At 38.4% G+C, this 26,332-nt stretch carries 29 protein-coding genes; 22 read left to right on the top strand and 7 right to left on the bottom strand.

Features of this window, described 5'->3' with window-relative positions; translation table 11 throughout:
- Positions 1 to 84: 84 nt before the first annotated feature.
- From VYJ22_RS06430 to VYJ22_RS06420, 3 genes are read left to right on the top strand one after another with little or no spacing between them, the layout of a single operon-like run.
- The gene (locus VYJ22_RS06430; RefSeq protein ID WP_329903093.1) at positions 85 to 300 is read left to right on the top strand and encodes a site-specific integrase; all 216 of its coding nucleotides are present in this window, start codon (positions 85 to 87) and stop codon (positions 298 to 300) included.
- 18 nt (positions 301 to 318) lie between these two features.
- Positions 319 to 1,656, top strand: a complete 1,338-nt coding sequence (locus VYJ22_RS06425) for a site-specific integrase (RefSeq protein WP_329903092.1) — start codon at positions 319 to 321, stop codon at positions 1,654 to 1,656.
- Positions 1,646 to 1,999 (top strand): hypothetical protein, encoded by a 354-nt coding sequence (locus tag VYJ22_RS06420; RefSeq protein WP_329903090.1) that lies wholly within the window; start codon positions 1,646 to 1,648, stop codon positions 1,997 to 1,999. The genes VYJ22_RS06425 and VYJ22_RS06420 overlap by 11 nt, the downstream gene beginning before the upstream one ends.
- A 279-nt stretch (positions 2,000 to 2,278) precedes the next feature.
- On the opposite strand, the gene VYJ22_RS06415 is transcribed toward VYJ22_RS06420, so the two are convergent.
- From VYJ22_RS06415 to VYJ22_RS06405, 3 genes are read right to left on the bottom strand one after another with little or no spacing between them, the layout of a single operon-like run.
- On the bottom strand, positions 2,279 to 2,581 hold the full coding sequence (locus tag VYJ22_RS06415; protein ID WP_329903089.1) for a helix-turn-helix domain-containing protein: 303 nt from the start codon (positions 2,579 to 2,581) through the stop codon (positions 2,279 to 2,281).
- Between the two features lie 39 nt (positions 2,582 to 2,620).
- Positions 2,621 to 2,911, bottom strand: a complete 291-nt coding sequence (locus VYJ22_RS06410) for a DUF3876 domain-containing protein (protein WP_329903088.1) — start codon at positions 2,909 to 2,911, stop codon at positions 2,621 to 2,623.
- A gap of 2 nt (positions 2,912 to 2,913) precedes the next feature.
- Positions 2,914 to 3,222 (bottom strand): helix-turn-helix domain-containing protein, encoded by a 309-nt coding sequence (locus tag VYJ22_RS06405; protein ID WP_329903087.1) that lies wholly within the window; start codon positions 3,220 to 3,222, stop codon positions 2,914 to 2,916.
- 646 nt (positions 3,223 to 3,868) lie between these two features.
- Between VYJ22_RS06405 and VYJ22_RS06400 the strand changes: the two genes are divergently transcribed.
- The 8 genes from VYJ22_RS06400 (at position 3,869) to VYJ22_RS06365 (ending at position 13,537) form a co-directional block, all read left to right on the top strand.
- Complete coding sequence (locus tag VYJ22_RS06400; protein WP_329903086.1) at positions 3,869 to 4,399, top strand: DUF3408 domain-containing protein; 531 nt, start codon at positions 3,869 to 3,871, stop codon at positions 4,397 to 4,399.
- 220 nt (positions 4,400 to 4,619) lie between these two features.
- Positions 4,620 to 5,009: a plasmid mobilization protein gene (locus VYJ22_RS06395; RefSeq protein ID WP_329903084.1), complete on the top strand. Its 390-nt coding sequence runs from the start codon at positions 4,620 to 4,622 to the stop codon at positions 5,007 to 5,009.
- Positions 4,975 to 5,904, top strand: a complete 930-nt coding sequence (locus tag VYJ22_RS06390) for a relaxase/mobilization nuclease domain-containing protein (protein WP_329903082.1) — start codon at positions 4,975 to 4,977, stop codon at positions 5,902 to 5,904. Before VYJ22_RS06395 ends, VYJ22_RS06390 begins: the two co-directional genes overlap by 35 nt.
- Before the next feature lie 28 nt (positions 5,905 to 5,932).
- The gene (locus VYJ22_RS06385; protein ID WP_329903080.1) at positions 5,933 to 6,436 is read left to right on the top strand and encodes a hypothetical protein; all 504 of its coding nucleotides are present in this window, start codon (positions 5,933 to 5,935) and stop codon (positions 6,434 to 6,436) included.
- 125 nt (positions 6,437 to 6,561) lie between these two features.
- Positions 6,562 to 9,531, top strand: coding sequence for a type I restriction endonuclease subunit R (locus VYJ22_RS06380; protein WP_329903079.1), 2,970 nt, complete (start codon positions 6,562 to 6,564; stop codon positions 9,529 to 9,531).
- 9 nt (positions 9,532 to 9,540) lie between these two features.
- On the top strand, positions 9,541 to 10,686 hold the full coding sequence (locus VYJ22_RS06375) for an AAA family ATPase (RefSeq protein ID WP_329903078.1): 1,146 nt from the start codon (positions 9,541 to 9,543) through the stop codon (positions 10,684 to 10,686).
- Positions 10,683 to 12,308 carry a type I restriction-modification system subunit M gene (locus VYJ22_RS06370; RefSeq protein WP_329903077.1) on the top strand — a complete coding sequence of 542 codons (1,626 nt, stop codon included), beginning with the start codon at positions 10,683 to 10,685 and terminating at the stop codon, positions 12,306 to 12,308. Before VYJ22_RS06375 ends, VYJ22_RS06370 begins: the two co-directional genes overlap by 4 nt.
- A gap of 56 nt (positions 12,309 to 12,364) precedes the next feature.
- On the top strand, positions 12,365 to 13,537 hold the full coding sequence (locus VYJ22_RS06365) for a restriction endonuclease subunit S (RefSeq protein WP_329903076.1): 1,173 nt from the start codon (positions 12,365 to 12,367) through the stop codon (positions 13,535 to 13,537).
- A gap of 2 nt (positions 13,538 to 13,539) precedes the next feature.
- Here the strand turns inward: VYJ22_RS06365 and VYJ22_RS06360 are convergent, their stop codons facing one another.
- Positions 13,540 to 14,166, bottom strand: coding sequence for a restriction endonuclease subunit S (locus tag VYJ22_RS06360; protein ID WP_329903075.1), 627 nt, complete (start codon positions 14,164 to 14,166; stop codon positions 13,540 to 13,542).
- A gap of 19 nt (positions 14,167 to 14,185) precedes the next feature.
- Here VYJ22_RS06360 and VYJ22_RS06355 point away from each other — a divergent pair, with 19 nt between their 5' ends.
- On the top strand, positions 14,186 to 14,722 hold the full coding sequence (locus VYJ22_RS06355; RefSeq protein WP_329905586.1) for a restriction endonuclease subunit S: 537 nt from the start codon (positions 14,186 to 14,188) through the stop codon (positions 14,720 to 14,722).
- Here the strand turns inward: VYJ22_RS06355 and VYJ22_RS06350 are convergent.
- On the bottom strand, positions 14,715 to 15,812 hold the full coding sequence (locus VYJ22_RS06350; RefSeq protein ID WP_329903074.1) for a restriction endonuclease subunit S: 1,098 nt from the start codon (positions 15,810 to 15,812) through the stop codon (positions 14,715 to 14,717). The genes VYJ22_RS06355 and VYJ22_RS06350 overlap by 8 nt on opposite strands.
- A 78-nt stretch (positions 15,813 to 15,890) precedes the next feature.
- Between VYJ22_RS06350 and VYJ22_RS06345 the strand changes: the two genes are divergently transcribed.
- The 8 genes from VYJ22_RS06345 to VYJ22_RS06310 all read left to right on the top strand — a co-directional run bounded on the left by VYJ22_RS06345 (position 15,891) and on the right by VYJ22_RS06310 (position 22,687).
- The gene (locus tag VYJ22_RS06345) at positions 15,891 to 16,817 is read left to right on the top strand and encodes a tyrosine-type recombinase/integrase (RefSeq protein ID WP_291109771.1); all 927 of its coding nucleotides are present in this window, start codon (positions 15,891 to 15,893) and stop codon (positions 16,815 to 16,817) included.
- 465 nt (positions 16,818 to 17,282) lie between these two features.
- Entirely contained in the window at positions 17,283 to 18,503 is a 1,221-nt protein-coding gene (locus VYJ22_RS06340) for a site-specific integrase (protein ID WP_329903072.1), read from the top strand.
- Positions 18,504 to 18,507: 4 nt separating this feature from the next.
- Entirely contained in the window at positions 18,508 to 19,776 is a 1,269-nt protein-coding gene (locus tag VYJ22_RS06335) for a site-specific integrase (RefSeq protein ID WP_329903071.1), read from the top strand.
- Between the two features lie 52 nt (positions 19,777 to 19,828).
- A complete protein-coding gene (locus tag VYJ22_RS06330; RefSeq protein WP_329903070.1) occupies positions 19,829 to 20,296 on the top strand; it encodes a DUF1896 domain-containing protein in 468 nt (155 codons plus the stop codon).
- Positions 20,297 to 20,992: 696 nt separating this feature from the next.
- The gene (locus VYJ22_RS06325; protein WP_329903069.1) at positions 20,993 to 21,262 is read left to right on the top strand and encodes a helix-turn-helix domain-containing protein; all 270 of its coding nucleotides are present in this window, start codon (positions 20,993 to 20,995) and stop codon (positions 21,260 to 21,262) included.
- 3 nt (positions 21,263 to 21,265) lie between these two features.
- On the top strand, positions 21,266 to 21,571 hold the full coding sequence (locus tag VYJ22_RS06320) for a helix-turn-helix domain-containing protein (protein ID WP_329903068.1): 306 nt from the start codon (positions 21,266 to 21,268) through the stop codon (positions 21,569 to 21,571).
- The gene (locus VYJ22_RS06315; protein ID WP_329903067.1) at positions 21,568 to 22,074 is read left to right on the top strand and encodes a DUF3408 domain-containing protein; all 507 of its coding nucleotides are present in this window, start codon (positions 21,568 to 21,570) and stop codon (positions 22,072 to 22,074) included. Before VYJ22_RS06320 ends, VYJ22_RS06315 begins: the two co-directional genes overlap by 4 nt.
- 193 nt (positions 22,075 to 22,267) lie before the next feature.
- Complete coding sequence (locus VYJ22_RS06310; protein ID WP_329903066.1) at positions 22,268 to 22,687, top strand: plasmid mobilization protein; 420 nt, start codon at positions 22,268 to 22,270, stop codon at positions 22,685 to 22,687.
- On the opposite strand, the gene VYJ22_RS06305 is transcribed toward VYJ22_RS06310, so the two are convergent.
- Positions 22,629 to 23,390 (bottom strand): restriction endonuclease subunit S, encoded by a 762-nt coding sequence (locus VYJ22_RS06305; protein ID WP_329903065.1) that lies wholly within the window; start codon positions 23,388 to 23,390, stop codon positions 22,629 to 22,631. The genes VYJ22_RS06310 and VYJ22_RS06305 overlap by 59 nt on opposite strands.
- A 79-nt stretch (positions 23,391 to 23,469) precedes the next feature.
- On the opposite strand from VYJ22_RS06305, the gene xerA reads away from it, so the two are divergent.
- Together xerA and VYJ22_RS06295 are read left to right on the top strand one after the other, a co-directional pair.
- Positions 23,470 to 24,462, top strand: a complete 993-nt coding sequence (xerA, locus tag VYJ22_RS06300) for a site-specific tyrosine recombinase/integron integrase (protein WP_329903064.1) — start codon at positions 23,470 to 23,472, stop codon at positions 24,460 to 24,462.
- Between the two features lie 76 nt (positions 24,463 to 24,538).
- Complete coding sequence (locus VYJ22_RS06295) at positions 24,539 to 25,147, top strand: restriction endonuclease subunit S (RefSeq protein WP_329903063.1); 609 nt, start codon at positions 24,539 to 24,541, stop codon at positions 25,145 to 25,147.
- Here VYJ22_RS06295 and VYJ22_RS06290 read toward each other — a convergent pair.
- Entirely contained in the window at positions 25,071 to 26,324 is a 1,254-nt protein-coding gene (locus VYJ22_RS06290; RefSeq protein ID WP_329903062.1) for a restriction endonuclease subunit S, read from the bottom strand. The two genes, VYJ22_RS06295 and VYJ22_RS06290, sit on opposite strands and share 77 nt — an antisense overlap.
- Positions 26,325 to 26,332: the final 8 nt, after the last annotated feature.

Raw genomic sequence — 26,332 nt, 5'->3', positions numbered from 1 at the left:
TTTGAAGCAAAATGATTCATCTTGAACGAATTACGTTTTATTTGCATCGTTTCGCGGATTACTGTTTCCTTGATTATTATTCACATGGCACGTCACTGCTATGCTTCGGTAATTACACTTTCACAGGGTGTTCCGCTCGAAACGGTTGGCGAATTGTTAGGACATACCGACTGGCGAGCCACCCGTATCTATGCACAGGTCAGCAATGATAAAATCGGAGAAGATATGCAATTGCTAAACAAACGCTTGTCGGGCAAATACGATTTTGAGGGGAGTAACTCTGCTGATGTAGTACGTTAAATTGTGGAGGAAAGAGAAATGAATACAACGAAGAACAAGAATAAAAACAACACGAAAAGCACCGTTTACAGCACTTTTGCTGTTTTGTTTTACATCAATCGTCAGAAGCTAAAGAAAAACGGCAGGTGTCCGTTAATGGGCAGAATATCCATCAATGCAGAAATGGCTCAGTTTTCTGTCGGGATAGATGTCGACCCGAAACTTTGGGATGCAAAAACTTATCGTCTGACAGGCAGAAGCCGTCATGCAGCCGAAGCAAACTATCAGATAACACAATTGACAGAAAAGATTAACCGGTATTATAAAGAGATACTTGATGAACAGGGGTATATTACAGCAGAGCTGGTTAAAAATGCCGTGGGTGGTATTGGTAGAAAGAAAGATAATTTATTGGAACTCTTTCGGGAACATAACGAAGAATATTCCAAACAAGTAGGTATTACCCGTTCTGCTGAAACTATGCGAAACTATATTTCGGTATATAACCAAACAAAAAGTTTCTTACGCACCCACTATAATGCGGAGGATATACCACTCCGACAATTAGAATTGTCTTTTATCGAAAAGTTTGATTCGTTTATGCGTATCGAACAGGGATTTACGGCACATACTGTTTCGTCCTATACAATTATGCTACGAAAGATAATCCGCAGGGCAATCAGTCAAGGTATATTACACAAAAATCCTTTTGCCAGTTATATTCCTGAGCAACCACTCCGTAAGCGCAGGCACATGACGCGCGAAGAACTGGATAAATTTATGAATGTATCGATAGCCTCCAAACGAGTATGCCACACTCGTGACATGTTCATCTTTGCAACATTCACAGGTTTGTCGTATGCGGATATGCGAAATCTATCAGAAGAAAATATCCACCAAGAGCAAAACGGCAGTTGTTGGATAAAGATAAAACGGCAAAAGACTGGCAGTAAATGCAATATTCCGCTATTGGATGTGCCATTACAAATCATGGAGAAATATAAATCGGAGCGAAAGGGATGTAAGATTTTCAATATGATAACCCTGTCATGCATGGAAGTTAATTTGAAGAAAATTGCGAAACTATGTAAGATAGAAACACGGATTACTTACCATCAAAGCCGACATAATTTCGGAACGCTTATCACGCTTTCACAGGGAGTTCCGATGGAAACCGTCAGTCAGATGATGGGGCACAAGTGCATAAAAACCACCCAGATTTACGCCAAGCTAACACGGCAGAAGCTTAATGAGGATATGAAGAAGTTAAGTAGCCGTATTGGCGGGAAATACAAACTGGAGGATTATGCTGAAAATGACAATAAAGCAAATCAGTGTAAAACAGTGCAATTAAAACCAAATAAGCATGGAAAATAGAAAAATCAGAATAGAAAACGCAGTAATAACTGTTCCGAGTAAAACAAAAATGAACATTGCGGAAATCGCAGACTTGTTTGGCGTCTATTATCATACGGCAAAAAAGCATATTCGTGCTATTGAGAAATTAGGCGTTGCTGGTGGAGACTATTCGGGGAGTTGTACCTGCGAGGGTTCAAAAATATATCCTGATTATTACGGATTGGAGATGGTTATTGCCGTTGCTTTTCAAGTGCAATCGGCAAATGCAGAGGTATTTCGGAAGTGGATATATAGAAGAGTAGTAAGAACGGAGATCCCGAAAATGTTGATGCTTCCTATTCAGAATTCAATGTTGAATTAACATCCGGCGACAATTTTTTAATCTAACTATCGGCAGGCTATCTAAATCAATGCCTGCCGTTTTTTTGTATTTTTATATTCCTTATTTCATCTGAACACAAATATAAAAGCAGGGAATAAAACGCCAAGACTAAACAGCGTATTTTGCCAAATCTGCCTTTCTCGTTCCTCAAAAGAGTATTTACCAAAATAGTCTTGTCTAATTTATTCCCTCGCTATGAAAGAGACGTTTATCAGTCGAAAAAAGGAAAAAATAATCATGGAGGGATGGGAGGAGCAACTACTTCCTGAAACTCTCTTTGTAGCCATCCTCCAACAGTTTTTCAATATCCGAGGCTCTGTACAATATTTTACCACCCAGCTTAATGTAAGGAATACGCCCCTCGTTACGATAATCTTGTAGACTTCTCCTGCTTAGCTTTAGTTTTTTCGAGAGTTCTTCATCCGTGTAAAAACTCTCTCCGTTCAGGGTAGGCTTGCGGACAGGAAACAATCGCTCCATTAGCGAAGCCAAACGATCCAGTGAAAGAAGAAATGATTTTACACGTTCATTATTCTCTGATGTGATTAATTGGTTGCTCATAATCTTGTTATTATTTTATTGATTTACATGTAATTTAGTTTAACACTTTATATAACTGCCCCAGCCTGTAATATACAGTCCATAAGGTAACTTTTCTGATTCTATCTTGCTCCGTTTCATACCCATACCAATAGAGCAGCCCCCTTCATCCAAATCAATTTCATAACAGGTAAAATTACCCCGTTCCGATTCCTTATCATAATAGTAGGCAAGTAGATAATAATTACCATCATATCCCTGAAAGATATACACATCGGGATTAGCGTTGATACTTTCCCATGCTCCCAGCCATTCAGTTGGAAAACCTTGATAGATTTGATATTCTTCCATACTTACAGTTTCTTTCCCTGATCATTGGCTTGTTTACGCTTTTCTTCCACCAATGGAAGTGCTTTTTCTACGTCTTCGGGCTTATAATAGGTCTTGTGATTGATCTGAGAATATGCCAGCGTGCCGTTGTCCCGAAGCGTTTGCAGGGTTCGGGGAGAAATATTCAGTAGCATACATACGTCCTGATTATCCATCCATTCGCTTTCCCTCTCGCCATACAGACGGCAAAGGTGTTCCATTCGGGTAGAGAAATTTTCAAATTTGGAAAGCATCGCCTCAAATGTTTTTGCTTCAATATTTACTATCTCCATATGCACTATATTTTTAAATTATTATTCCTATTTGTTCCAAAAGTAAGCCTTTCAATTATCACATTCCAACCGATAGATCCCTTTGCATCCGCATGTTGTATTTTACTCATAAACAGGTAAATTAAACTGTGATAACTTCATTGTTCTGCTGCGAAGTAAAAAAGAAAAACACAACCTTTAATAAGCATTTAGTCCGGTGGCAGTCAGTGGCGCCGATTTGGCTACAAGAGGCGTCACCTCTCTCTCATTTTTCTTTCTTCCAATACGAAGTAAAGCAGAAATATTTATCCTTCAATGCCTTTTAAATCCGGTGGTAGCTTGTGGCAGGGGTTGTCTATAGTATAATTCTATTTTTCTCATTTTAAGTCGCAAAAGCAATTTCTATTATGACTAGAATGTGCATTTAAATTTCTAAAAAAGGTACATCGTTTTAATAAATTATATTCGCTTGTATAGTTCAGTTAGATGAGCAAAATACAGCAGTCTGCACTGCTCACACATTCGACACAGCAGAAAGATATTGCAGAATACTTCATACAAACCAACTCTGTTAATACTGCTGACTAATAGTTGTTCATTTGCTGTCGATAATCTGTTTTCCATCTATTGGAGAACCATACTATTTACAATCTAAATATCAATTTCTATGAACAGTAAACAAACTGACAACGGTCAGCAAAAAAAGACAATGCCCGAAGACTGGTCGCCTGTACCTTCGGTTGAAAGGAAACCCAGCACCCCAAAATCCAATAATGAAAACAAGGACGAACTTCTGAAAGAATTTCTTGGAATGGAGGATTCTAATGCAATGGGTGTTGGTGCAAAAAAAGAGAACACCAATAATGGGCTTGGACAAAGTATCCAAACAGAAGATGAGATTAATACAAAGGATAGTTTGCAAACAGAACCAGTGATAGATACAGGTTCAACGGTGAAGCGTATCAGTAGCAAACAACGTAAAGAATCATTGGAGGAATATCAGCAAACATTCCTATCTGTTCCAACCCTCGAAGATCGCAAACCGGTATTTATAAGTCGAGAAATACGTGACAGTCTGGATGAGATTGTCCGTAAGTTGGGTGGGCGAAGAATGAGTGTATCGGGCTTTATAGAGAACCTTGCCCGTCATCATCTGGAAACCTACCGGGAGGATGTGGAAATGTGGAAGAAGCTATAAAGTGTAGCTTCTGTCCATTGTATGGTAAGTCTGTATAGTATCTACGACTTAGCTTTTGAGCGGAACATAAATGTTCGTGGAGCGGAGCGAGGTTATGTTTTGATTGCATCAAAACCCTCGCTTTGGCTTATCAGCCAAAGAGGAAATTGCTCCCGTTGGTCGACAATTTGGGTTACAGACCCTTTTACGATTGCTTTTATAGCAAATAAGAATCGAAAATTTGAGTCAAGACAATCAAGATAAGCGAAAAGGAGGACGCCCAAAGAAGAACTCCGTTACACGGAAAGACAAGACCATTGCGGTCTGTTTTTCCGAGCCGGAGTTCTATGCCATTCGCCATCGGGCAGCTAAAGCAAACCTTCCGCTTAGTGTCTATTGTCACGATGCTATCCTGAACGGTGAGATAAAAGAACCACTCAAAAAAGAAGAGCTGGATATGCTTCGAAGCCTCTCCAACATGGGGAATAATTTAAATCAATTCGTAAAAACAGCCAAGTTTTTGAGTGTAAAACGGCTCGAAAATATGGCTATTCCATTACTGGAATCGATACAAAATATCATAAACAAGCTTTCGGATGATTGGAAAAATAGTAAAAGGAAGAAGCTTTAAGGGGTGTATTTCATATGTTTTGGCTGATAAAGATGCTAATATTTTAGCGAGTGAAGGTGTCTTGGAAACCGATGTTAAATCGATTATCAACAGCTTTTATATGCAAAGTTTGCTCAATCCGAACCTCTCGAAATGTGTGGGACATATTCCGTTGGCATTCTCTCCTAATGACAAAGAACGAATGACAGACCACTTCATGGAACGTTTGGCAAAAGAGTATATGAAGTTGATGGGAATAGAAAACACACAATATATCATTGTTCGACACAATAATACGAGTCATCCGCATTGTCATATTGTATTCAACCGAGTAGATAATGACGGCAAAACTATTTCCGATAAGAACGACCAATACCGTAACGAAAAGGTCTGCAAGCAACTAAAAGATAAGTACAATCTAACTTATGGTAAGGGTAAAGAGAATGTAAATGTACAGAAGCTCAAAGGAGCGGAGCAGACTAAATATGAAATCTACTACGCTGTCAAAGATATTCTTCCTAAAGCCAAGAGCTGGAAACAGTTTGAAGAAACCCTCAAACAGCAAGGAATAGCTATTGAATACAAGTACAAAGGGCAGACCGATGAAGTACAAGGTGTGTCTTTCAAGAAGGAAGGGGATTCCTTCAAGGGTTCAGATGTGGATAGAAAGTTCAGTTATGGAAAACTGGATGTGCAGCTAAGCGGAAACAACCATGTTCAGGAGCAGCAAATAACCACTCCGAAAGATACACGAACTAATCTTGTAGATAATGTTGTGTCGGGAGTAGCGGATATTGCATCAGGAATAGGTGGTTTATTCGATATGCAACTGTCTAATTACGATATGAACGAAGCAGAAGCCTTACAATTAAAAAAGAAAAAGAAGAAAATTAAGAGACCAAGACTCTTAAAATAAATTATTAACAACTTAAAATAGAGAAAACATGGCACAGTCAGTATCGAACGATGCTCTTTGGGAAAAACTTTCAGAGGTAGATCAGAAGTTGGAAAAACTTTCCGAAATGCAGAAATCATCAAATTTAAGAGATGAGCAGGCAATCATTAAGCCTGATTTTCAGAAAGAAAAAGACGAGATAGTTTCAAAATTAGAAAAGTATATACAAGGACTGGGAACACACTGCGATTCGCATTTCAAAGTTATTCATAAAGATATTGCGCAGTTAGAAAAGGATACGGAAGGAGTATATAAAGTTCTGTCTTATATGTCAGCAATACTGAAAGAACCCGCAGAACAGCCTACAATGAAGTCAAATGATAAAAAGTCCTTCTTGAATTTTAAATTATTCAAACTTCGGAAATCGTCTATTGTGATTGCCATACTCGGCTTATTGGTATTTATTCTGACACTGTTTTGTATGAAGCAGCAGAATGATTATGCACTCCTAATGAATGAGTATTATAAGAAAGGAATTGAGTTGACAAGGTAATAAATCGAAGTCAATAACCTGGAAGTTTATTGATTTCAATATGAAAACTTGTTTTTACTGATTATTTAGGATTATTCGCTAACTTTGGAATTCCAAATTAATTCATTTTAGGAATATTAGCATCTATGATAAGGGAAGCACAAATAGAAGAATTGTTTATAAAAAAGTTACAAGAACTAAAATATACATATCGCAATGATATTCGTGATAAGAATTCTCTTGAGAGTAATTTCCGAGAGAAATTTGAGACTCTGAATAGAGTGAGATTGACAGAGAGTGAATTTGAGCGCTTAAAAGCGGAAATTATAACTCCTGATGTATTTGCAGCTTCAAAATTATTGCGAGACAGGAACTATTTTCAGCGTGAAGATGGGACACCTCTTCATTATACATTGGTAAATATAAAAGACTGGTGCAAAAATGAATATGAGGTTATTAATCAATTGAGAATAAATACAGGAAATAGCAATCAGAGATATGATGTAATTATTCTTATCAATGGTATCCCAGTGGTTCAGATTGAATTGAAAACTCTTGAGATTTCTCCTCGCAAAGCGATGCAACAAATCGTTGATTATAAAAATGATCAGGGAAATGGTTACAATAATACATTGCTTTGCTTTATGCAATTATTTATTGTTAGTAACAGAAGTAATACGTATTATTTCTCTAACAACAAGAATCAGCATTTTAGTTTTAACGCTGATGAACAGTTCTTGCCTGTTTATCAATTTGCTGATGAGCAGAATAAAAAGATTACTCATTTAGATTCTTTTGCTGAAAAGTTTTTACCCAAATGTACATTGGGTGAAATGATTAGTAAATATATGGTTTTGGTGGAAAGTGAACAGAAGCTATTGGTAATGCGTCCGTATCAAATTTATGCCGTAAAAGCTATTGTAAACTGTATTCATCAGAATCGAGGCAATGGCTATATCTGGCATACAACAGGAAGTGGAAAAACACTTACCTCTTTTAAAGCCTCAACATTGTTGAAAGACAATCCAGATGTAGAAAAATGTCTTTTTGTCGTGGATCGTAAAGACTTGGATAGACAAACGCGCGAAGAATTCAATAAGTTTCAAGAGGGAAGTGTTGAAGAAAATACGAATACGGAGACTTTAGTAAGGCGCTTATTATCTACTGATTATGCGGACAAGGTAATTGTGACTACCATTCAGAAATTAGGATTAGCCTTAGATGGAAATAACAAAAGGAATTACAAAGAGCGACTAGAACCGCTAAGTAAAAAACGAATTGTTTTCATTTTTGATGAATGTCATCGTTCGCAATTTGGTGAAAATCATAAGGCGATTAAAGAATTCTTTCCCAATGCTCAACTCTTTGGTTTCACAGGAACTCCTATTTTTGATGAAAATTCAACTCAAAGTATAAGGGAAGGAGAATATGCCTCCAACAAAACAACCAAAGATATTTTTGAAAAGGAACTTCATGCCTATACGATTACCAATGCGATAGATGACAGAAATGTACTTCGTTTTCATATAGATTATTTTGAAGGGCAAGGTAATATAAAACCTAAAGTTGGAGAAACAATTACCCAACAAGCTATTGTGGAAACTATTATAGAAAAACATAATGCTGCAACTAACTCTAAGCGTTTTAATGCTGTCTTAGCAACAGCCTCTATCAATAATGCGATAGAATACTACAATCTCTTTAAAGAGATTCAGAAACAAAAACAAAAAACAGACAAAGATTTCATTTCACTAAATGTGGCTTGTGTTTTCTCTCCTCCTGCAGAAGGCAATAAAGACATTCAGCAAATTCAGGAAGATTTGGAACAAGAAAAAGAAGACAATAAGCAGAATCCTGATGAAAAAAAAGCAGCTTTAAAAAGTATAATTAAAGATTATAACAAGCAATATGGTACCAATCATAGTATTTATGAATTTGATTTGTATTATCAAGATATACAAAAGCGTATAAAAGATCATAAATATAGCAATTCGGATTATCATCATAAAAATAAGATTGATATTGTAATTGTGGTAGATATGTTACTCACTGGATTTGATTCTAAATATCTAAATACACTTTATGTAGATAAGAATCTAAAATATCATGGACTGATACAGGCTTTTTCGAGAACTAATCGTGTGCTCAACGATACTAAGCCGTATGGAAACATTTTAGATTTTCGACATCAAGAAACATCCGTAAATGAAGCCATTGCATTATTTTCCGGAGAAAAATCAGATGAAGAGGCTAAGAAAATTTGGCTAGTAGATCCTGCACCGGTAGTAATTGCAAAATACAAAGAAGCTGTGGGTGCTTTGGGTGATTTTATGGCGCAAAATAATTTAGTCTGTGAACCGCAAGCGGTATATAATCTAAAAGGGGATGCAGCCCGAATAGCTTTTGTTAAGAACTTCAAGGAAGTTCAACGTTTAAAAACTCAACTTGATCAATATACAGATTTGGATGAAGACCAAAAAACTGTAATTGAATCAATATTACCAGAGGAAAACCTTCGATCATTCAGAAGCTCATATATAGAAACGGCTAAACAGTTTAGGGAAATACAGCAAAAACAAGGGGATCAAGCTCCTGTCGAAGTGCAACAACTTGACTTTGAGTTCGTACTTTTTGCATCCGCTGTGATTGACTATGATTATATCATGGAATTAATTGCTGATAGTACCCAAAAGAAACCAACTAAGCAAAAACTGACTAAAGGTCAAATTATTAGTTTGCTTAGCTCTAATTCTAATCTGATGGATGAGCAGGAAGATTTGACGGAATATATCAATAGTTTAGATTGGAATAGAGGACAAGATGTAAATTCATTACGTGAAGGTTACGACACTTTCAAAATAGAAAAAAATGAGAAGGAGATAGCAGAGATTGCAAATAGGCACGGGTTGCCGCCATCAATCTTAAAAGATTTTATAGATAAAATTATGCGTCGGATGATTTTTGACGGAGAGAAACTGACTGATTTATTGGAACCTTTAGATTTAAGTTGGAAAGAACGTCGTACAAAAGAACTCGCATTGATGATAGACTTAGTTCCTCATTTGAAAAAACAAGCTCAGGGACGTGAAATATCTGGGTTAGCAGCATACGAATAAGAAAGACAAATGAACCAATCCTGTAAAATATATGAATACAAAACACTTCCTAATCTTGTTACAAGGTTACGAGATGACTTAAATAATTCAGATTTTGTATTACTTTATGCTTACAATGGAACTGGTAAAACTCGACTATCTATGGACTTCAAAGAAAAAGGGAAAGTGAAAAAGAAAGGACAGTCTGATACACTATATTTTAACGCTTTCACGGAAGACCTTTTTTCATGGGATAATGATTTGGAAAACGATACAAATCGTGTTCTCAAAATAAATGCAAGATCAAACTTTTTTAGCGGATTTAGAGAGTTAGCACTGGAAGAGAAAATATTTGCTTATTTGGAGAGATATGCTGAATTTGATTTCAAAATTGACTATGAAAAATGGGAGGTCTCTTTTAGCAAAGTAATTAAAAATCCCATACATAAATCGAATTCAGAAGTACCTGAGTATATCGTTCAGAATAATATAAAAATTTCTCGTGGTGAAGAGAATATATTTATATGGTGTGTTTTTCTTGCTATTTGCGAATTGACTATCGATGGGCAAGAATCTTATAATTGGGTTAAATATATTTATATTGATGATCCAATTTCTTCATTAGATGATAACAATGCAATTGCTGTAGCAAGTGATTTGTCAAAGTTAGTAAGAAGTGGAATTAACAAAGTTAAAACAGTTATTTCTTCTCATCACAACCTCTTTTTTAACGTGATGTGTAATGAGTTAAAGAAAAATAGATGTAAACGTTATTTTCTGCATAAAAATGGAGCTGATGGACATACCTTGCGAGCAACGGATGATGCTCCATTCTTCCACCATGTTGCACTGTTAAGCGAGTTGAAAGATGCGGTTGATTCAGATAAGATCAATACTTATCATTTCAATATGTTACGCAGTATTATGGAAAAAACATCTACATTCTTTGGTTATGATGACTTTTCGAAATGTATTCATGGAGTAGATGATGAAACTCTGTATGCACGTTCATTAAACTTGTTAAGTCATGGAAAATATTCCATTTACGAACCAATAGAAATGGGTACAGACAACAAAGAACTTTTTAAAAACATACTACAAGCATTTCTCGAAAAATATGAATTTTATCTTCCTGAAATACTTGTTGAAGAAACAAAACAATCTAGTCTATTATGACATTACAAGATCAAAAGCAATTGGGTAAAACCCTTTGGGATATAGCAGATCAACTGCGGGGAGCTATGAATGCGGATGATTTCCGTGATTATATGTTGTCATTCCTATTTCTCCGATACTTGTCTGACAACTACGAAGAAGCAGCCAAGAAAGAATTGGGTAGAGATTATCCACAAGTAAATGAAGAGGATAAACACACTGCTTTAGGAATATGGTATAAAAATAATGACGCAGACATACTGGATTTTGAAAAACAGATGCGTCGGAAAGTCCATTATGTTATAAAACCAGAATTTTTATGGAGTAATATTGCGGAAATGGCTCGGACTCAAAATGGAGAGTTGTTAGAGACGCTTGAAAATGGTTTTAGATATATTGAAAATGAATCATTTGAAAGTGCTTTTCAAGGTTTATTTTCAGAAATCAATTTGAACTCAGAAAAGCTAGGCAAAATACCTTCTGAAAGAAATAAAAAGCTTTGTGTCATTATCCAGAAAATAGCTGAAGGAATAGCTAAGTTTTCTACCAATACAGATATTTTAGGTGACGCATATGAATATCTTATTGGACAATTTGCTGCTGGTTCAGGAAAAAAAGCAGGAGAATTTTATACGCCTCAACAGTTATCTACTATTTTATCTAAAATTGTCATTTTGGATAGCCAAAATCCGGCATTAGGCGAAAAGAATAAATTAGATAAGGTGTTAGACTTTGCCTGTGGATCAGGTTCTTTATTACTGAACGTTCGCAGACAGATGGGCGACAGTAATGGAAGCATAGGCAAAATATATGGACAAGAGAAAAATATCACGACATATAATCTTGCTCGAATGAATATGCTCCTACATGGACTTAAAGATACTGAGTTTGAAATTCATCATGGAGACACGTTATTAAATGACTGGGATATTCTGAATGAGATGAACCCCGCAAAGAAAATGGAATTTGATGCAATTGTTGCTAATCCTCCATTTAGCTTAAAATGGGAGCCTAATGATACATTGGCAGAAGATTTTCGATTTAAAAGTTATGGCATTGCACCAAAATCTGCAGCTGACTTTGCATTTTTATTACACGGTTTTCATTTTCTCTCAGGAGAGGGTACAATGGCGATAATATTGCCACATGGAGTTTTGTTCCGCAGTGGAGCTGAAGAACGTATTCGTACAAAATTACTGAAAGATAATAACATAGATACTGTTATCGGTTTACCTTCTAATTTGTTTTTTTCAACAGGTATTCCAGTTTGTATTTTGGTATTGAAAAAGTGCAAAAAGTTTGAAGATGTCCTTTTCATTAACGCCAGTGAGCATTTTGAGAAGGAGAAAAGACAGAATCGTTTACGAGAAGGTGAAGATGGAAAACCTAATGATATTCAGAAAATAATTGAAACCTACCAATTCAGGAAAGAGGAGGATCGCTACTCTCGAAGAGTTTCATTAGATGAGATTGAGGAGAATGGTTATAATTTAAATATCTCTCGGTATGTGAGTACCTTTGTGGAAGAAGAACCAGTTGATATTCATGCTGTAATGGCTGATATCAAAGACCTTGAAGCTAAACGTGCAGAACTTGATAAAGAAATCGAAGTTTATCTCAAAGAATTGGGATTAGTTCCTTAATTTTTTTGCTTTTCTGAAATCCTTAATGCTACAGATTAAGAAAATAAATGTCAACAATGAAAGAAGAAAATAAAAAAAAGGGCAATGTTCCAAATTTGAGATTCCCTCAGTTTACAGAAGAGTGGAAATCCTTGTTGTTTGGTGATATTGCGACTATTAAGGGTGGGTTTGCTTTTGATGCAAAAACACTATCTTCTGAAAGAAGAAAATATCAAATAGTCAAAATGGGGAATTTATATCAAAATCAATTAAATTTAGACAGGACACCATCATTTATTGATATAATTGATAATAGGCAATGCTCATTTTTACTAAAGAAAAATGACATTGCAATAACTTTAACGGGAACTAACAACAAACGAGACTATGGCTATTCACATTTATTCAAAAGTGAAGATAATTTATTATTAAATCAACGTTGTGCTTTAATTAGAGCAAAGTATGACTCATATTTTCTTTCATATTTAATAAAGACAAGCTGTTTTCTTGAACAATTTTTCCAATCTTCTGCAGGAGGGACTGGTAATCAGGCTAATGTTAGTACAAAAGATATAGAAAGCTTTATTATCAGTGTTCCAAAGCTTAAAGAGCAAGAAAAAATAGGTAAATTCCTCTCCTTAATTGATGAGCGAATCGAGACCCAAAACAAAATAATAGAGGATTTGAAATTGTTAAAGAGTACGATAAGACATACTCTATTTACGCAAATTGACAAGTCTAATCATAAAGCAAAACGAATAAAATATATTCTTGATTATGAGCAACCAACTAAGTATATAGTGGAAAATGTAGATTACCAAAACGATGTATCCTTAATCCCAGTATTAACAGCCAATAAAGCTTTTGTATTAGGTTATACCTCTGAGAACTATGGTATTTATGATAAAGGAGATTGCATAATATTTGATGACTTCACTATGGATTTGAAGTATGTTAATTTTCCATTTAAGGTTAAGTCGTCAGCGATAAAAATATTGACTTCGAAGTCCAACGTAAATCTCAAATATATTTTTGAATACCTCTCTTTTCTTGATCTTACATCAAACGACCATAAACGTCATTACATTTCTGAAGTAGAGTCTATGCCAATATATGTTCCTGAAGTTGAGATGCAGAATATATTTTCAAACCTATTCTCCGTATTGGATGAGAAGATTGTTTTAGAATCTCATCATTACAATTTGTTGATTGCACAAAAGCAATACCTATTGTCTCAGCTTTTCATATAAAACTACACAAGGAGATTGGAGAGTAGATATTGTTTCTGGGAATTAAGCCCTTTCAAAACAAATGTTTCGATCTCTATCTTCTTGTCTATAGAACAAATTGCAGATACGATAATTGATTGTTCTTCCAATGTTGGAATAACTATTTCCAAATTCAGGACTGTAGATTCATGTATGCGCTTGCTTCCAGAGCCTATCGCCAAACTTTCTAAAGGCACATAATAGTTCTTGCGTCCAATATAGTATAGCAAATAAAAAGGGTTTATCTTATCGCAGTTTATATTGAATGTTGGGACATCATTTGATGAAAGGAAGCCGTCGTATTCATCTGGGATTATCCCAAATGCCCCATTAAATAGATTTTGTTTACCATAAATAAATTGTCCTTTCCGACGGACATAATAAACAGTCCCCTGGGTAGATAATGACTCTGTACTATCATTCTTCATTATCCCTTTTAAATGTAATTTGACTGTGAGCAATTTGTTCTTATCAATTTTAGGTGTCAGAATTTTGTCTGGAATGGTCATAAAATCACCCAATTTCTGAATTCTCCAATCAGAAGATATGTCTCCATCCAGTTTTTCAAATCGTAATTGTCTGTTAAATAGCTTCTCGCTTATCGTACTCAAGAGTGAAATATAATCTCTAATTAAAGGACTAACTCACTTTGTATTAAACGGGAAACAAGCTAATACCAGATTAAAGGATTGTGTTGCTTGCAATTCTTCAACACTAACAGAAAGTGAATTTGAGGGGATAAATGGGCTGCATCCAGTATATGGAGCAACAGGTATTATAGCATATTCGTCTCAATACGCGGTGGATGAAAATTCTATTTTGATTATTAAAGATGGGGCCAGCGTAGGAAGAGTGCAATATGTTACGGGAAAATATTCAGCAATAGGCACTCTCAATTATTTGACAGCCAAGAGTGGTTTTTCGCTCAAATACATCTACTATCTTTTAAGCTATTTTAATTTTGATAAATACAAAGTAGGTTCCGGCATACCTCACATCTATTTCAAAGACTATGGTAACGAATTGATCTACTGCCCATCTATCAAGGAGCAGAATAAAATAGCCCGAATACTCTGGCAAGTGGAAAAAAAGATTGATTTAGAGCAAATTTTGTTAGATGCCTATTCCTTGCAGAAACAGTATTTACTAAAAAATATGCTTATATAAAGAGGTTCTGTAATAGATAGATTTTTTGTTTCTGATACACTAAGATTGCGGATTTCTCTAATTCTATCTTTAACATTATTTTGTCGAGCGTATCTGAAATTTCTTTTTGATTCAACAATGATGGCATAAGAATGCAGAAATGAGATAAATCTTTCTTTTGTATATTAGGAAGTCCGCTACCGATGCGCAATGCCATTATCTGAGGTTCACTAGCTTTCAGATAGTGAAAAAGATACCTTCCATCTATATCTTTGTCAATATCTTCTAATGTATAACAATGTCCCCCGCTCCAAAAAGGGACATCATTATACTGTACATATCCACAAGAATTACCTCCTTCACTGATAGATATTGTATTCGCCTTAGTATTATATGAATGATGAAAGCCCGAAGGAGTAATTCCACCATTCATTACATAATATTTATCATCATCCAATAATTCAGTCCTGTTTATCTGCTCTCCTTTTTTTATTTGACAAAATTCCCCTAATTTTCTGTATTTATCAGACTTTCCTAAAAGGTAGGTATAAATTCCTTTAATTAGAGATTTATATTGCTCTATTATTTTGTTTTGGGTCGCAATGCGTTCATCAAGTAAAGTCAGAAATTTAGCAATTTTGTTTTGCTCATCGGTATTAGGAATAACGAGCGGTATTTTTTCGACCTCAGATTTGCTTATTTCAGCAAAAGTTGAGCCTTTAGCTCTTTTTGTTAATTCATTTTTATTCTGTTTGATCCAATTTGCAATAAATATATTATTTATGCCGTCATTTACTACTAGTGATTGAAATCCTTGATTAGTACAACATTCTTTTTGTGCAATAGCAACTTCTCCAATAGTTGCTCTTGTCGTAAGAAGAATGGCACCAGCAGGAAGAAGTTTAGCAGAAGATTTAACTAATCCTAATTCCGTTATTGTTCTTACGCTTTTATCAACATATGCTGATTTTATTTCAGAAGGTGTAAACCAATGTATTTCTCCATTCCAATATTCTTCTATGTCTGTATTCGGAGTACCTCCTCCAGTAATATTGGCTATATCTCCTAACTTCTTTTTTTTCCACTCCCCCTCAAACTCAGGGAATCTCAAATTTGGAACATTAATCTTATTTTATACTCAAATCCTTTTGTGTATATTATTGTGATTAATAATAAAAATCAGATTAATATGGCAGAAAAAACAAAAATTAGTACAGTTATCAACCTATGGAAAGAAGACAAAAAGCATTATGTAAAAAAATCCAGTTATTCGGCTTATATGCTTCTAATTGAGAATCATTTATTGCCAACTTTTGGACATAAGCATGAAGTGCATGAAGCAGATGTTCAGGAGTTTGTATTTGCTAAGTTAGATGAGGGATTAAGTCAAAAAACGATTAAGGATATCTTGATTGTACTGAAAATGATCCTAAAGTTCGGCATGAAGAATAAAGTCTTCGAGTATCAGCAATTTGATATCCAGTTTCCAACAGAAAGAGAAAATAATGGGATTGAGGTGCTTAGTAAAAGCAACCAAAGAAAGATTATGAATTATGTACAAGAGCATTTTACATTCAAAAACTTAGGAATTTATATTTGTTTGAGTGCTGGAATACGTATTGGCGAAATTTGTGCTTTGACATGGAACGAAATTGATACGGATATGGGGGTTATTCACATTCGAAAAACGATACAGCGGATCTATATTATCGATGATTCTGACAGGCATACAGAACTTATCCTCGATAGTCCTAAAACCAAGAACTCTATTCGAGATATTCCAATGAGCCGAGATCTTTTAAAAATGCTAAAACCGATAAAAAAAATAGTGAACAACTCCTTTTACGTTTTAACTAATGACATGAAACCTACCGAACCACGTACTTACAGAAATTACTACAAACGATTGATGAAAGAGTTGGATATGCCAGAACTGAAATTTCATGGATTGCGTCATAGCTTTGCAACAAGGTGTATAGAGAGTAATTGTGACTATAAAACTGTTAGCGTAATTCTAGGACATTCGAATATCAGTACAACGCTGAATCTATACGTTCATCCTAATATGGAACAAAAAAAGAAGTGTATTGACCAAATGTTTAAAGGATTGAGATAACAGCATTTACAAAGAGGGTATTAAAAATATCTGAATATACCCTTTTTGTTTCTCACATCGACAATAGTTTATTAATTATTTACCAGTCGAGAAAATACAAGGTCATGTAGTATTTTGACAAGAATTTGCAAATGAACAGAAATATTCTTTTATCTTTGTCACAAGCTAATCAACCTGCTCTAAGTGGAGTAAATTGATGAAGTTATCTCGTTACTTATCTGTTACCTATCCTGAATCTATTGCGCTTTAACAAGTTGATTCAGAGAGGAGTAATTCAAAAACATAGGCTTGTTACCAAATCGTAACCCATCGAGGAAAAAGCAAAAAGGGGTTACGAATTGAATGTAAACAACTGTATCATAGGTTTTTATTCCTCATCTTTCATTTTTCTGCATCGCTCAAAAAGACTTGTTCATCTGTACCTTTGCAAGCAAAGGTAACTTAGGAAAAAAACGACAGAAGAAAATGAAGGAAAACAAACTGAAAGTATCGTTCTTCGTTCAGGCGAAACGAACCGACAAGAAAGGACTTGTGCCTGTCATCGGGCGCATCTCAGTAGGCAGAACCCATTCGGGTTTCTCCACCAAGTGCAAGACTCCGCTCGCTCTTTGGGACAGCCGTAAGCAACGGCTCATCGGCAAGAGCAACATGGCAGTGTCCATCAATCAGAAACTCGGTGAATGCACGGCACTCATCCACGCACGCTTTCACGAGCTCAGTGAAAGGGAAGAATGCTTTACCGCCACAGACGTGAGGGACTCCTATCAGGGGCAAATCCACTGCCAAGCCTTGCTCTTGGAGGGTTTCGGGGATTATCTCACACAGACAAAGGAACGCATAGGTATCGACCGAGCCTTAAAGACCTTCAAACTCCGTACCTACCAGTTTTCCCTGCTCCGTGAGTATGTACAGAAGAAACACAAGGTGAGCGACATACCCTTTTCACAGTTGGACAAAGCCTTTATCGAAGGCTTCGAGTATTATCTCACCATCGACCGCAGACTGAAACGCAGCAGCATATCAAGTGCTTTGTCCACCTTGCAGACCATCGTCCGCATGGCGGTGAAGAAAGGCGTGCTCGACTTCTATCCGTTCTTGGGCTATAGTTACGAGCGACCAAAGGGTGAACCGAGAAGCATCACACAAGACGAACTCCAACGCATCATCGACTTGGAGATTGAATGGGAGAACTACCGCGTTGTCCGTGATTTGTTCGTCTTCTCCTGCTTTTCAGGACTGGCAATCTCCGATGTCCGTAATCTTCGGGAGGAAAACATCGTCTTGGAAGAAGGCGAACTCTGCATCAAGGGCAGACGCATGAAAACCAAGACCCCGTACCGTGTACAAGTACTTCCTCCTGCTTGGGCGATAATGGAGCGGTACAGGGGAAAGCGTGCAGGCTTTGTCTTTGACGTACCGACCACCGACATTATCCTCAATGGCATGCACCACATACAGCGAAACATCGGTATGGAAAGTCCGCTGACCTTTCACATGGCAAGGCACACCTTTGCTTCGCTTATCACACTTTCGGCAGGTGTGCCAATCGAAACGGTGAGCCGTATGCTCGGACACACCAATCTGAGAACAACACAGGTATATGCAGCGGTTTCCTCCGAGAGAATCCATCGGGATATGCAGGTGATACAGCAGCGAATACAAGATACATTCACCTTAAAACTTTGAACTTATGGCACGCAGTACATTCAAGACACTCTTTTATATCAATCGCTCCAAAGAGAAAAAGAACGGCAAATGCCCGATTATGGGACGCATCACCATAGACGGAGAACAAGTACAGTATAGCACAGGAAAGGAAACCGCTCCAGAACTTTGGGACAGTCGCAAGGGGCGGTGCAAAGGAACGGACGAAGAAACAAAGGAAATTAACCGCTATCTCCAAGCCAAAGAAGAGCAAGCCAAAGGCAAATACCAAGAATTGGTTTGGCAGCGTGGCTATATCACTGCCGAGCTGCTGAAGCGTGAACTCATGGAAGAAGACAAGCCCAAAGGTTTTCTTTTGGAGGAAGCACGACTTTTCATAGAGGAAAAGCGTCCTTGTGTGGGAATAACGGTTGCCAAACCTACCTTTGCCAACTACATCTATGCCACACAACTCATAGAGGCTTATATGCGTGAACGCTTGGGGCTGGAGGATATTCGCTACCCACAGTTGGACTACGGCTTTATCGAGGGGATGGACTTCTACCTAAAAAGTGAGCGCAACCTCTCCCTTGCCACCATTCAGATTGTGGTCATCTTCCTAAGAAAGCTCATCGGCATCGGTCAGCAGAAGAAATATATCCGCATCGATCCGTTTGCGGATTACAAGGCAGAACTTCCACACCGCACAAGGCGTTATCTCACAACGGAAGAACTGCAGCGGGTACTGCAAACACCCATCATTGACAGACAGTTTGAGCGAGCAAGACAACTATTCCTTTTCTGCGCCTTTACAGGACTAGCCCGTGTGGACATGCAACGACTTAAGCCGAAGCACATCATCCACAATGCAGACGGCACAGAGGAAATCCGCATCAAAAGGCAGAAAACAGACGTGGAAGCCATCATCCCACTCCTGCCCATTGCCAAGCAAATCCTTTTGCTCTATATCAAGGACAAGAAAGCAGACGACTTGATATTCCCCAATTTTACGATAAGGAAAGCATCCTTTGCGTGCGTAAACATCGGACAGATATGCCGAATAGAGAAGGGCTTGACCTTTCACATGGCTCGCCACACGTTCTCGACCACGATTTGCCTTTCCAATGGTATTTCGATGGAAACGCTCAGCAAGATGCTCGGACACAGCAATATCGGCACGACACAAATCTACGGAAAGATAACCGACCACAAGATACAGGAGGATATGACCGCACTCACAGACAGGGAACATTCTGCCTTTGAAGGCTACTGCGAGTCAATCGCAAGGCAGAATGCAGTGGAGCAACAAGCATAAAAAGGAAGTAATTGCCAAACATTTATTATTCACGATTAAAGACCAGACGATTATGAAACAGAACAACAAACAGGAGTTTTCCTACTTTCAGTTGAAGCTAAGAAGTTACATTGATGAGCATCACCCTGAAAGACTGCAAGACACAGAGTTTATTACCGCACGGGCAGACATGGCTCTCACCGCCTACTGCGATGCAGTGGCACAGGGCTTCACGCATCCCGAAGCGGAGAGCGTGGCAAGCGAGGTCTTGTATCAGGGTTTGCATTTTTCCAAGTATGATACGCTTGTATCCGTGTTGGAAAACGAGTTTGAAAGGGAACTGCCTGCACCGCTTCCTGAAAGACTCGCACCCATTTTGTTGTCGAACAAGGCTGTTCAAGCCACATTCGACAAGTTCGGTTTGACGGACGAATTTGTCGCAAGCGGACAATACGACCGCCTTTGCACCGAACTCACAGGCACGATTGTGCTGCTCATTGAGAGCAATAACTTGCCAATAATCGGTCAGACGAACGGATAAATCCAACGCTTATTCTCTGCAAACAACCTCACACAAATCTCCTGAAGCCGTAATCGGTCGGGCAAAGGTATGGCAGTTGCCTTGATTGCTCGCAAGGTCAAGCCCTGCAAATGGAGCGGAAAATCTCCACCGCAGGGCTTTTTCTCTGTGCTTTGATACAATCGTATTGCCAAAGCAATATCTTTTGTGCGGTCGTATTTTTCGCTCCAACCTTGCAGCAATAGGCGAACTGCCAAAAAAAATGCCCGAACGAATACGGCATACTCAGGCTCTTTGGACGCAAGCGATAAAACAAATATTCAATCGAGCAATCGTATAAATAACCTTTTGCTCTATTTCTCAATAGAGCTCGGAAGAAAGAATTATTGTTCTTTCAAAATATCGACCGTTCGGACTATCTGTTTATCGAACGATAGAACTTTCGATATGTCGAACTCTCGAATGTTCGGGAGTTACCTGCCTCAATATTCGCTGATATAGAACAAACCGGCACCTCTTCTCATTACCACAATTCTTTTATCTTCCCATTGTTTTCATCTTTAACTTCCCTTATTTTCCCTCTATTTCCCTGCTTTTCTCCGTTCCTTTTTTCTATGCACCTATGGGCCTATCTTTGCACACGACAATAACGGCAAAGGACTGTATATGAGTTTGTTTGCCGAGTAACAACAACGTAATCAAAACAAAATGAATGCAATGAAACTTATCATCATCGACCGCAAGGCATGGGAGCGACACTGTTCCGACTTTGCAGAATTTATCCACAGTATCGAACAACTCATTGGCAATCCGCCCAAGTTAGACGATTGGCTCGACAATGAAGCCGTGTGCCGTAGGCTCGGAATCAGCAAGCGCACGCTGCAATCCTATCGGGACACGGGCAAAATCCCATTCTCCATGATTGGGCATAAATGCTATTACAAGGAGAGTGACATCATGGAGATACTGAACGCAAAGAATGAATGAACTATGACAGAGAACGAAATCATTACACAGAAAGACCCTCAGATGCAGATGTTTGCACAGTTGATGGAGGGCATACTGAAGAAACTGGAGCGTTATTGTACCACGACTCGTCCAATGTTGGGCGGAGAGGTTTACCTCACGGGAGAGGAGGTTTGCAAGCAGTTACGGCTGAGCCCCCGCACACTTCAGGATTATCGGGACAACGGTACGATTGCCTACTGCAAAATCGGGGGCAAGATTCTCTACAGGCAGAGCGACATACAGGCCATGCTTGAAAGACACTATTATCCAATATCCAAGAAGCCATGACAACCATAGAAGAAAAGAGAAGACTGCGCTTGGAGCAAGCCATCAGGGATATGGGAAATTATGGCGTCAAGCTCCGAAAGCCCGAAGAATTGCCCGATTTTGACCAGCCTATATATTATGAGGAGGAAAAGAAAAGGTTCGACTCCGTTCAAGTGGAGGAACTGGAAGAAAAGGGGAACCATGAGGAAATCTCCCAAACGCCATGCCAAGAAACGGACTTGTCCACAACGGGGAGAGCGGTTCCTGTTGAAGGAACTCAACAACGAGTGGGCAAATCCAAGGGCAGAGAGCGTTTATCCGAGTTTTTAGAGAAATACCTCCAGCCGCTTCGTGTCAGCCACCGTAAAGCCGTGTATGTATCTGAAGAAACCCAAAGGAGGTTGGACTATGTGGTACGGAAGATTGGCGAGCAGGGAGCGAGTATTTCGGGGTATGCGGAGCAGGTTCTTCGGGAACACCTTGACCGCTACAAAGATGATGTGGAAACGTGGCGGAAACTCTGAATTACCGCGTTCACGGAACACAAGCCTACGCCGAGTTGCCGCATTTACCGAATGCAGTAACACGGCATGGGCTTATAATCCCATTTTCTACATCAGCAAGGTGTGCCTTTGTACCACAAATTGCCATTTGTCCCACAAAGCCCCTTGCCCCGAAAGGGGAATTAAATCACTCCGAAGTCGTGATTAGACAGCAATGAAAAAGCAGAAACAAAAGAAGCCAGATGGCAGATGTGCCACCTGCCCACGGTGGGACAGATGGCACATCAGGATACCTAATTCCGAAGACCAGCAGAAACTTATCAGGCTCTACCGCAAGTCGGGAGCAAAGACAAAAAGCGACTATGTCCGAGCAAGACTCTTGGGTGAAGCCTTTAAGGTCATCAGCCAAGACCCTTCAAAGGAGCCTTACTTAGATAAACTCTCCGAAATTGTTGCCTTAACTCATAAGATAGGCGTGCTATACAACGAAGCCGTAAAAGTCCTCAATGCTTATCATTCTGTCGCCACTGCTCAACGAATGCTGGATAAACTCGAAAGCTATTCCCAAACTATCATCAGGCTGCAACAGCAAGCCGTGCAATTGACAGAATTGTTTGAGAGAAAACAGTACTGATGGGTGATAAATCATAATTTACCGACACCTGACCGTTCATCAAAAGAGGAAGAAGCTCGTCACGTAGCTTAGTCAGCGAGAGTATCTCTTTCTTATCCCTAATAATCAACGAAAGCAATACATCAAGTGTCTTCCGTGAATTGAAGTTCATTGTGTTTATAGATTGTATAAGATACAATCCTTTCATATCCTTATCTGAAAGATGCCCAACGGTTGAACCTTTGGCACTCTGCTCCTTTGCCTTGATATAGGGACTTATACCATGCAAGATTTGAATTGAAGAAATGTCAGAGTCACCATATGGTCGCAATCTCACGCATCGTTGATTAAGATATGCCTCATTATTATGCCAGAAGTTTATATGGAAATTACCGTCCATTCCGACGAGGACATCACCTTCATTCAAACGGTATTTTTCATCTGTGTCTTCAAGAGAGTATGCGGAAGTCGTACCCTCAAGTATGTCTCTAATACGAACAACTGGAACATTTGTTATTTCCTCTGTAAATTGTTCAGTGGCAAAAGGGAATCCATATTGTACACTAATTGCTTCAAAAAGGGGCAATACTTCCCATCCTTCTGGTATTTCTCGCTTCAACTTCTCATTCCACACCATCTTTCCACCGCTGGACTTATACGGCTTACCCTTAGCGTTGGGGAAGTCGAACTGCACAAACCAATAGTCGTAGAGTTGCTTTGCCATCGCCTCTAAATTATGATTTAATCTTTCTATGTTCTCCGATGTTTTCGTTATTATGGTATATCACCAAAATAATAATTAGATGAAAGAGAAAAAAATAGAGAACATTCTTGCCGAGATGTCTGATATTTTAGATATAAGGCAACAAGCAAGATTGCGAATGGTATTGAAAAACGCCTTTGAGCAAGTGGTAGTGATGCCAGTCGAAAATGAAGAACAACAACGAGAGCAAGCTAATGGAGAACTTCTGCAAGCCTTTATTTCTGCCAAGAAAATAGAGGGTTGTTCAGATAAAACGTTATGCTATTACCAATCGTCCATAGAAGCCTTGTTGAGAAGTGAACAAAAACGAATAGGTGAACTCGAAACAAACGACATTCGCTCCTATCTTGCTCGCTATCAAGAGGAACGTGGCTCAAGTAGAGTTACGATAGACAACCTAAGGCGCATATTTTCCAGCTTCTTTGCATGGTTGGAGGATGAAGACTATATCGCTAAAAGCCCTGTACGCCGTATTCATAAAGTGCGTACTGAAAGCCTTGTCAAAGAAGTAATAAGCGATGAACACATGGAGGTGTTGCGTGATACCTGCCACGAAATCAGAGACTTGGCAATGATAGATTTATTGGCTTCCACAGGTATGCGTGTAGGCGAATTGGTAAAGATGAACCGTGAAGACATAGACTTTCACGAACGGCAATGCGTTGTATTTGGCAAAGGCAATAAGGAGCGCGAGGTCTATTTCAATGCACGGACAAAAATACATCTCAAACGGTATCTTGAAAGCAGAACGGATACGAACCCTGCTCTGTTTGTATCTTTATCCTTACCCCACAACAGACTGACAATAGGAGGAGTAGAAACGCGTTTACGGCAACTTGGTAAGCGAGCAGGACTGAACAAGGTGCATCCGCACAAGTTTCGTCGTACCTTAGCAACTATGGCTATTGACAAAGGTATGCCCATTGAACAAGTACAACGACTATTGGGGCATGTAAAGATTGATACCACATTGCATTACGCTATGGTAAATCAAGCAAATGTAAAAATGGCACACCGCAAGTATATAGGCTGATAGTAGCCATTTTATCTTTGATTTCTTCGTCATTTTGCTTTTGGAACTGTATCTTTGCAGTAAAATAGAAACAAGAATGAAGTTATCAGAGATTATAGATGTTTTTATTGCCGGAGACTGGGGAAATGAATCCCCAAGTATAGAAACCCCTCATGCCGTTTCTTGTGTGAGAGGGGCAGACATTGTACCCATAAGTAACAATGAATTTGCCAATATTCCTCTTCGCTACGTCTCTGACCGCTCATTTCAACAGAAATTACTCAAACTCGGAGATATTGTAATAGAGAAATCAGGAGGAAGCCCCACCCAATCAACTGGGCGTGCCGTGTACATCTCCGAAAACCTACTTTCTATATCAACGGACGTAGTTTGTTCCAATTTCTGCGTTGCTTTTAGGGTAAAAGACGGATGGAACTCATTCTTTATCTACCAATATTGGCAGTATCTGTATAATAGTGGCGTGTTTTTCAACTTTGAAGGGAAAACATCGGGCATAAAGAACCTCCAATTGGATATAGCCCTCTCTACCATTGAGATTGAGCCGTATCCAATTGAAAATCAAACAGCCATAGCCAACTGTTTAGAAGCATTTGAAAAGAAAATAGCCCTTAATCGTTCGCTAAATCATAATTTACCGATACCTGACCATTCATCAGGAGAGGAAGAAGTTCGTCTCGTAGCTTAGTGACGCGTTCTATTTCAAGACCTATTCCCATCTGTTTATCGAAGATTGGTTTGCAAATAGATTCAAATAACTCAATTACTCTATTATGAGGGACAACAACAGGGAGATTGTAGAGATCGTCTTTTGTTATTGCTCCGAATGTTGTTCCAGCTGTATTAAGGCTATCAAAATGGATTCTTAAATAATGAATGACATAGTAGATATAGGTTATTGAACCAATCTTTGCGCTAATCGCTGACAGCCCTCGTCCTATACAACAATCATTGTTAGCGATATTGACAGCTCCGACTGGGGCACGAACACTCATAAGAATGTCTCCTTGCTTCGCAAACCGAGAAGGGGATGTTGTGAACATTCGAACAGAAGGAAAACGCATCCCAAAATCTGTACTCCCTTGATAGAAAACACTGCCGTTTCCTTCTTCATTATAACTTGATCCATCAGGAGATTGCCCCATCGTAATGTTAGCAATATTAGAGAAAATGCCGTCAGTCCAACCCTCTGGTATCTCTCGTTTGAGTTTCTCATTCCACACCATCTTGCCTCCGCTACTTTTATACGGCTTACCGTTCTCATCGGGAAAATCGAACTGTACAAACCAATAGTCGTAGAGTTGCTTTGCCATCGCCTCTAAATTATGATTTATCGCACGATTGACTTCTATTTTACAGTCAATATCAAATAAAAGTTGCCCTATCTGTTTTTGCTCTGCCAAAGGAGGTAACCATACGGTGCAGTCTTTTATTTTATCAGGAGAGGTATGCCTAATTTTTGTTTGTTGGGCGGCTGCACTTAGTTGCCGTTTCACCATATCAGAAGATATGAGATAATAGGCAAACTTTTTATCAAACTGTTCCTCTGTGCAGGTAATCTTGGCTATATCCTGACTTTGAATATATTTCCCGCTTTCAGGAATCCATGCGGTAGAACCGAGCAAGCCGATAGCTTGTTCGGTTAGTGGAGTTATCAAATCTCCCTTTTCAAGTAGAAATTCCTCCTTGAACTCTCCTGTATAATAAAGATTGTCCTTAGAGGTATTCTCCTTAAAGCAGTTGTTGCGATAATCAAAATTACCACAGGTCAGGCGAATGTATTTGCCCGATGCTGCATAGAAATCACCACTAAGGCTTGCTCCTCTTGTTACCTCTATCAAATCTCCAAGTTTATATTTTTTCATTACCGTTT

The organism is Porphyromonas pogonae, from assembly GCF_036320655.1.
In the GTDB taxonomy this organism is placed as follows: domain Bacteria; phylum Bacteroidota; class Bacteroidia; order Bacteroidales; family Porphyromonadaceae; genus Porphyromonas; species Porphyromonas pogonae.
This window is presented reverse-complemented; position numbering and strand designations above follow the sequence as displayed.

Coding starts and splice junctions, on each gene's coding strand:
- VYJ22_RS06430 (WP_329903093.1), top strand. CDS start 85: ATGGCACGTCACTGCTATGCTTCGGTAATTACACTTTCACAGGGTGTT.
- VYJ22_RS06425 (WP_329903092.1), top strand. CDS start 319: ATGAATACAACGAAGAACAAGAATAAAAACAACACGAAAAGCACCGTT.
- VYJ22_RS06420 (WP_329903090.1), top strand. CDS start 1,646: ATGGAAAATAGAAAAATCAGAATAGAAAACGCAGTAATAACTGTTCCG.
- VYJ22_RS06415 (WP_329903089.1), bottom strand. CDS start 2,581: ATGAGCAACCAATTAATCACATCAGAGAATAATGAACGTGTAAAATCA.
- VYJ22_RS06410 (WP_329903088.1), bottom strand. CDS start 2,911: ATGGAAGAATATCAAATCTATCAAGGTTTTCCAACTGAATGGCTGGGA.
- VYJ22_RS06405 (WP_329903087.1), bottom strand. CDS start 3,222: ATGGAGATAGTAAATATTGAAGCAAAAACATTTGAGGCGATGCTTTCC.
- VYJ22_RS06400 (WP_329903086.1), top strand. CDS start 3,869: ATGAACAGTAAACAAACTGACAACGGTCAGCAAAAAAAGACAATGCCC.
- VYJ22_RS06390 (WP_329903082.1), top strand. CDS start 4,975: ATGATTGGAAAAATAGTAAAAGGAAGAAGCTTTAAGGGGTGTATTTCA.
- VYJ22_RS06385 (WP_329903080.1), top strand. CDS start 5,933: ATGGCACAGTCAGTATCGAACGATGCTCTTTGGGAAAAACTTTCAGAG.
- VYJ22_RS06380 (WP_329903079.1), top strand. CDS start 6,562: ATGATAAGGGAAGCACAAATAGAAGAATTGTTTATAAAAAAGTTACAA.
- VYJ22_RS06375 (WP_329903078.1), top strand. CDS start 9,541: ATGAACCAATCCTGTAAAATATATGAATACAAAACACTTCCTAATCTT.
- VYJ22_RS06370 (WP_329903077.1), top strand. CDS start 10,683: ATGACATTACAAGATCAAAAGCAATTGGGTAAAACCCTTTGGGATATA.
- VYJ22_RS06365 (WP_329903076.1), top strand. CDS start 12,365: ATGAAAGAAGAAAATAAAAAAAAGGGCAATGTTCCAAATTTGAGATTC.
- VYJ22_RS06345 (WP_291109771.1), top strand. CDS start 15,891: ATGGCAGAAAAAACAAAAATTAGTACAGTTATCAACCTATGGAAAGAA.
- VYJ22_RS06340 (WP_329903072.1), top strand. CDS start 17,283: ATGAAGGAAAACAAACTGAAAGTATCGTTCTTCGTTCAGGCGAAACGA.
- VYJ22_RS06335 (WP_329903071.1), top strand. CDS start 18,508: ATGGCACGCAGTACATTCAAGACACTCTTTTATATCAATCGCTCCAAA.
- VYJ22_RS06330 (WP_329903070.1), top strand. CDS start 19,829: ATGAAACAGAACAACAAACAGGAGTTTTCCTACTTTCAGTTGAAGCTA.
- VYJ22_RS06325 (WP_329903069.1), top strand. CDS start 20,993: ATGAAACTTATCATCATCGACCGCAAGGCATGGGAGCGACACTGTTCC.
- VYJ22_RS06320 (WP_329903068.1), top strand. CDS start 21,266: ATGACAGAGAACGAAATCATTACACAGAAAGACCCTCAGATGCAGATG.
- VYJ22_RS06315 (WP_329903067.1), top strand. CDS start 21,568: ATGACAACCATAGAAGAAAAGAGAAGACTGCGCTTGGAGCAAGCCATC.
- VYJ22_RS06310 (WP_329903066.1), top strand. CDS start 22,268: ATGAAAAAGCAGAAACAAAAGAAGCCAGATGGCAGATGTGCCACCTGC.
- VYJ22_RS06305 (WP_329903065.1), bottom strand. CDS start 23,390: ATGGCAAAGCAACTCTACGACTATTGGTTTGTGCAGTTCGACTTCCCC.
- xerA (WP_329903064.1), top strand. CDS start 23,470: ATGAAAGAGAAAAAAATAGAGAACATTCTTGCCGAGATGTCTGATATT.
- VYJ22_RS06295 (WP_329903063.1), top strand. CDS start 24,539: ATGAAGTTATCAGAGATTATAGATGTTTTTATTGCCGGAGACTGGGGA.
- VYJ22_RS06290 (WP_329903062.1), bottom strand. CDS start 26,324: ATGAAAAAATATAAACTTGGAGATTTGATAGAGGTAACAAGAGGAGCA.